Consider the following 6,479-nt stretch of genomic DNA (forward strand, 5'->3'; position numbering starts at 1 on the left):
CAGGAGGTTTTTTCTTAGGCGTCAAGTTGACGAATTAAAGCTTTCTCTTGCTCATCTGCATGCTTATAATTAACACCACGTTCTTTTAAACTACGGGCAATTTTTTCAGTATGAGCACATAAACGATAACCGCGTAAACGATTTTTAGCTACATTACGCGCCATACCAATAAAACCGAAATCAGCATGATAAATACGAAACAGTTGTTCTTTATTATCATATTCTAAACGATCAGCTTGTTGCGCAAAAGCATAAATTAAAGTCATGCCTAAACTCATTTTTAATAATTGAGCATCGCTTAGAGTTAAAGCTGGGTACATGCTTACCGGAGCTTCAAGCGGTAATAATAATTTGTCTAAAGCGGCAAAGTTTTTGTCGGCAAATAATTGCTCAAGAGTTTCAATGCTCACCATTTGACAATTCTCAAAACCTGCAATTTTAGTGCGACGTAGTTCTGCTACGTGGGCACCACATCCAAGAATTTCCCCTAAATCATCAACTAAAGTACGAATATAAGTACCTTTAGAACAATAAACGCGTAATTTTAAGAATGGTTCAGACCAACTTAAAATTTCGATTTCATAGATATTAATCGGGCGGCTAGCAATAGGTACTTCAATACCTTTACGGGCATATTCATATAAAGGCTTGCCTTGGTACTTAATTGCTGACCAGATAGTTGGTTTTTGTTCAATTAGTCCAGTAAAGTGCTCATTAATAACTTGTTGAATTTGTTCAAGAGTAACTTGTACTGGTTTTTGAGCAATAATCTCTCCTTCACGATCTGAAGTATTAGTACGTACTCCTAAATGAGCAGTAACTTCGTATTCTTTATCTGAATCTAACATCATGGTAGTTATTTTGGTAGATTCACCAAAACAAATTGGCAGCATCCCTGAAGCTAAAGGATCTAAAGCTCCTGTATGTCCGGCTTTATTTGCACGATAAAGATATTTAACTCGTTGGAGGATATTGTTCGAACTAACTTCGAGGGGCTTATCAAAAATTAATACCCCATCTAAATCTCGTCTTTGCATATTACGCAGTTTTATTAATAGATTTAATTAAACGATTCATGTGATCTAATTTATCAGCGCTATCATCGTGAATAAATCTAATTTCAGGTACAACACGTAGTTTTACACTTTTAGAGAGTAAACTGCGAATATAAGGAGTTTGTTTACTTAAGTGTTTAAGTTTTTCTTCTGTAGATAACAGATTAGAATTGCCTAGATCTAAAAATGAGACAAAAGCTTTTACATACATTAAATCAGGACTTATCTCAATTTTATTAACGCTGATTAAGCCGTACTCATTAGCGTTAATTTCGCGTTGTAAAATAATTGATAGTTGTTTTTGTATTTCGGAAGCTACTCTGTCAGAACGTTTAAAATTCTTTTGCATGGAATATTTCCTAAATAGTGAATAATCCTAGTAAGCTCATGCTTACTAGGATTAAAAAGATTAGATGCTACGTTCAATACGAATCTCTTCGTAAACTTCGATTTGGTCACCAATGCGTACGTCGTTATAGTTACGAACACCAATACCACATTCATTACCAGCACGCACTTCAGATACGTCATCTTTGAAACGACGTAATGATTCTAACGAACCTTCATAAATAACGATATTGTCACGTAATACGCGAATTGGATTATTACGTTTAATAATACCTTCAGTAACCATACAACCTGCGATTTGACCGTATTTCGGTGCACGGAATACATCACGAACTTCAGCCAGACCAATGATCTCTTGTTTGTATTCAGGTTCAAGAAGACCTGACATAGCTTGTTTAACTTCGTTAATTAGATCATAGATAATGCTGTAGTAGCGTAAATCAATGTGTTCGCGTTCAATTACTGCACGCGCAGAAGCATCTGCACGAACGTTGAAACCGATAATAATCGCTGATGATGCTAGCGCAAGAGTTGCATCAGTTTCAGAAATACCACCCACACCTGAAGCAATAATATTTACTTTTACTTCATCGGTTGATAGTTTGTATAGAGCGTCACTAATAGCTTCAACCGAACCTTGTACGTCAGCTTTTAAGACAATGTTAAGCTCACTAGCTTTATTCTCTTCAGCGTTAGCAAATAGGTTTTCAAGTTTAGCTTTTTGTTGACGAGCTAGTTTGATTTCTTTGAATTTACCTTGACGGTAAAGAGCAACTTCACGTGCTTTACGTTCGTCAGTAACTACAGTTACTTCGTCACCAGCACTTGGTACACCAGATAGACCTAATACCTCAACTGGAATAGATGGACCGGCATTAACAACTTCTTTACCTAAGTCGTTACGCATTGCACGGATTTTACCATACTCTAAACCACAAAGGATAATGTCACCTTTATTTAAAGTACCATTTTGTACTAATACTGTTGCAACTGGACCACGACCTTTATCTAGGAATGATTCGATTACCACCCCTTGCGCTAAACAATCAGTAGTTGCTTTTAATTCAAGAACTTCAGCTTGTAAAGCAATGGTTTCTAATAAATCGTCAACGTTTTTACCTGTTTTAGCTGATACGTTTACGAAAATTTCGTCACCACCTAACTCTTCAGCAATAACTCCGTACTGAATTAATTCATTACGAACTTTTTCTGGGTTGGCTTCTGGTTTATCGATTTTGTTTACCGCTACGATAATTGGCACTTTAGCAGCACGTGCGTGTTGAATCGCTTCAATAGTTTGAGGCATTACACCGTCGTCAGCAGCAACTACTAACACTACGATATCTGTAGCTTTAGCTCCACGTGCACGCATTGAGGTGAATGCCGCGTGTCCTGGAGTATCTAAGAAGGTAATATCACGACCAGATGGTAGGGTTACGTGGTAAGCACCGATGTGCTGGGTAATACCACCAGCTTCACCTGAAGCTACACGTGTTTTACGAATGTAGTCAAGTAAAGAAGTTTTACCGTGGTCAACGTGCCCCATGATGGTAACAACTGGAGCACGAGTGATAGTTTTCTTGTTTTGTGAGTCTACTTCTGACGCATTTAATAATTCTTGCTCTAGGTCGTTATCGTTACGTTTAATAACTTTGTGACCCATTTCTTCAGCAACGAACACAGCTGTTTCTTGTGGTAATACTTGGTTAATAGTTACCATTTCACCCATGTTCATAAAGAATTTAATTACATCAGCAGCTTTAACCGCCATACGGTTAGATAATTCAGAAACCGTAATAGTTTCACCAATTACCACGTCACGTACAACTGGTTGTTCAGGTTTTTTGAAACTTTGTTTTAGTTTCGACTTAGCACCTTTTTGACGACGTTTACCAGCTTTAGAACTACGACGATCTTCTTCTACTTCAGCATCTTTGGCATATTTAGAAGAGTATTTTGAGTAATCGTCGTTATCTTCGTTTTTACTAAAGTTATCAACAAATTGATTAGATTTTTTGTTGTTGCCTTTAAACTTATTATTACCGTTGCTATTAGCGTTAGCATTGTTGTTATTGCCGTTATTATTGGTATTGCTATTGTTATTAGCTTTGTTAGCTTTACGGTTTTTGTTATCTTCAGCTTTTTGGCGTTTTAAACGTTCTTGACGTTCAAGGTTTGCTTTAGCAGTTTGTTCTAAACGTGCAATACGCTCTTGTTCTTCACGTTCTTCACGTTCAAGTTGTGCTTGTTTTTCTTCTTCACGACGTTTTTGACGTTGTTTTTCAACTTGAGCTTCATTTGTTTGTTTTTCTAATAAAGCCATTTGTTCGGCCGAAACACTGCGGTCTTTACGATGTTGCACGTTTTCTGAAGTGCGTCTTTTTGGTTTAATATCTGTTTTTACCATTATGCCTCAGTCTCCTCTTCATTGAACCATACGATTTGACGAGCTTGCATAATTAGGGAATTAGCAACTTTATCGCTCATACTAATGTATGATGTTAATTCATCTGTAGCTAGATCAGCTAGGTCTTCAATAGTTGTAACTTGATTTTCTGCAAGTTTTAGAAGAATATCATTATTCATACCTTCTAAATCTTGTAAGCGAGGATCAATGTTAGCTTCTGCGATTTTTTCTTTTTGTGCATTAAGAATTTCAGCTACTTTAGCTTTAGCTAAGTTTTGTAACTCTTGTGCATCTTCAGTTTCGAATAACTCTTCTAATTCACTTAATTCAGCAAGAGCTAATTCTTCAATACGTTTGAATCCTTGTTCTACTAGGAAACGAGAAGTATCTTCGTCTAAGTTTAAATTTTCAATGAAGTATTTAATGTACTCTTGATCTTCTTCGTTTTTCGCTTTTTCAAACGACTCTAGATCATAAACGCGGATTTTCCAACCTAAAATTTGTGAGGCTAAGCGAACGTTCACCCCTTTTTGTCCAATTGAAGAAGATAGTTGCTCTTTATTTACAGCAACTTGAATTTGATTTGATTGATCATCAATAACAATTTGTGCTTCTTGTGTTGGATCTAAAGTTAAAAGGTTGTGAATGTAAGTTACAAAATCGTCATCGTAAGGGATGATATCGATTTTTTCGTGATGTAATTCACGAGATACTGGACTAATACGTGTAGTTTTAACCCCTAAACATGCACCGATTACGTCTAAACGTTGATCATGTGATTTAACGATTACTTTTGCACGTACACCTGGATCACGAGCAATAGCTACGATTTCAATTTGTCCAGTTTGAATTTCAGGTACTTGTTTAGTTAATAATGCACCTAAAAATTCAGGAGCACTACGTGAAAGTACCATTTGTTGTTTATTAGGATCACCAGATTCTAAAGCTAATAATAAAGCTTTAACTTCTTGGTTGTTACGTAATCTTTCACCTGGAATAGTACCTTCTTTACGAATAATACCTTCAACATTACGGTGTTCGCCTTCATCTAATTCTGGGTTAGCTGTAGGAGAAGCGTTGTTTAATTCAGGGAAAGTTAAAGTAACAGAGTTACCTTTAGTTTGTTTTACGCGACCAGTTACAACTGTACCTAAATATGGTTCGTAAGATTTAATAATTTTTTCGTTTTCTAAGCTACGTACTTTGGCAGTCATAATTTGACGGAAAGTATTGTAACCGATACGATCTAAAACGATTTCTTCGTCTTCATCGATATCTTCGATATAATCCCCCACTTTAATATTTGGGTTCTCATATAGTGCAGCTTCTAAACTAATTTCACGTGTTGAAACATTTACATCTTCAACCACTTTCCACAAACGGTAGATTGTCGCTTCACCGGTTTTTGGATCTAATTTAATTCTAAAAGCACGATCACTGTCGTATTTACGACGTACAGAAATTGCTAAACCTTCTTCAATTGCTTCTAAGATTTTTGCAAAGTCTAAGTGACGCTTTTCCGCCACTTCACGTGCCCATTGCACTAATTCTAGTGTTGTTTGGTTGTTAGCCATAATGATAAATCCTAATAAATACTGTAGATAGAGTTCTTAAAAATCTTCAAATACTGGATCCACATTGCCTTTCATAATGTTGGCAAAGAGAAATTCGATAATTGCGTCTGGGGTTGAAGTAGCGTTAGCAGCTTTACTTTGTTTCCCAGGACGTGGTTTTTTACCTGGTTTCGGTTTAACGTAAGAAGTATCTAATTTAATACTGTTTTCCGTTACTTCGATTAATTTCCCCATCCATTTGCGACGGCTTTGTTGTGGCATACGTAAATGAATAACTACCGGAGTATTTACATATTTAGCGTATTGTTCTAAGGTAAAGAGTGGACGATCAAGACCTGGAGAAGAAATTTCTAAATCATATTCTTGCTCAATTGGATCTTCAACGTCTAGAATAGGACTGATAGCATCTGAAGCGATTTCACAATCTTCGATGACAATGCCATTTTCTTTATCGATATAAACTAATAAAGTAGGGTGTTTACCATTAATAAATTCTACACCCCAGAGATCATAACCTAAATTTTCTAATGTAGGTCTGATCATTTCTTTAATACGATCTTGAAGTAATGCCATAAATAATAATTCTGCAAAAGATTATAAAAAAATAAGTCGTTAATATTTAAAACTAATTTTATAATCAAGGTAAAATTTAAATCAGCAAAAAGGGCAGCTTGTTACAAGCTGCCCTTTTGAAACTTAATTCAAAAAGGAAATGATATACCTTTTCGAGAAAATTGGACGCGGGAGCTGGATTTGAACCAACGACCTTCGGGTTATGAGCCCGACGAGCTACCAGACTGCTCCATCCCGCAATAAAAAACCTTATTGCAAGATCCACAAAAACTTTAAGAAGTATCTTTTTTTTAAGTTCTTGTCTTTCCTCAACGCTGACTATTATAGATCAGAAAAGAGTCTAATGCAAGAGATTTTTAAAAATATTTTTAAGTTTTTGTCTAAGTGTTTGTTTTTTAGGAAACAAAAAATTAAAGATTTTTTGCTTATATTAGGCAAAATTTAATTAATAAAATAATTTCTTATTAAGTCTATGTGTTTTTTATTTATCTTAGTTCCCTAAAATTTAAATTAATATTTATT

At 35.5% G+C, this 6,479-nt stretch carries 5 protein-coding genes and 1 tRNA gene; all 6 read right to left on the reverse strand.

Annotated elements, in window-relative coordinates:
- Window positions 1-14: 14 nt before the first annotated feature.
- The gene (truB, locus tag CKF58_RS07165) at window positions 15-1,037 is read right to left on the reverse strand and encodes a tRNA pseudouridine(55) synthase TruB (protein ID WP_119532416.1); all 1,023 of its coding nucleotides are present in this window, start codon (window positions 1,035-1,037) and stop codon (window positions 15-17) included.
- A gap of 1 nt (window position 1,038) precedes the next feature.
- Window positions 1,039-1,404, reverse strand: coding sequence for a 30S ribosome-binding factor RbfA (rbfA, locus tag CKF58_RS07170; RefSeq protein ID WP_119532418.1), 366 nt, complete (start codon window positions 1,402-1,404; stop codon window positions 1,039-1,041).
- Window positions 1,405-1,464: 60 nt separating this feature from the next.
- Window positions 1,465-3,810, reverse strand: coding sequence for a translation initiation factor IF-2 (infB, locus tag CKF58_RS07175; protein ID WP_119532420.1), 2,346 nt, complete (start codon window positions 3,808-3,810; stop codon window positions 1,465-1,467).
- On the reverse strand, window positions 3,810-5,384 hold the full coding sequence (nusA, locus tag CKF58_RS07180) for a transcription termination factor NusA (RefSeq protein ID WP_119532422.1): 1,575 nt from the start codon (window positions 5,382-5,384) through the stop codon (window positions 3,810-3,812). Before nusA ends, infB begins: the two co-directional genes overlap by 1 nt.
- Before the next feature lie 36 nt (window positions 5,385-5,420).
- Window positions 5,421-5,957 carry a ribosome maturation factor RimP gene (gene rimP, locus CKF58_RS07185; RefSeq protein ID WP_119532424.1) on the reverse strand — a complete coding sequence of 179 codons (537 nt, stop codon included), beginning with the start codon at window positions 5,955-5,957 and terminating at the stop codon, window positions 5,421-5,423.
- Between the two features lie 162 nt (window positions 5,958-6,119).
- Window positions 6,120-6,196, reverse strand: a tRNA-Met gene (locus CKF58_RS07190).
- Window positions 6,197-6,479: the final 283 nt, after the last annotated feature.

This window comes from Psittacicella hinzii, assembly GCF_003585935.1.
Classification (GTDB): domain Bacteria; phylum Pseudomonadota; class Gammaproteobacteria; order Enterobacterales; family Psittacicellaceae; genus Psittacicella; species Psittacicella hinzii.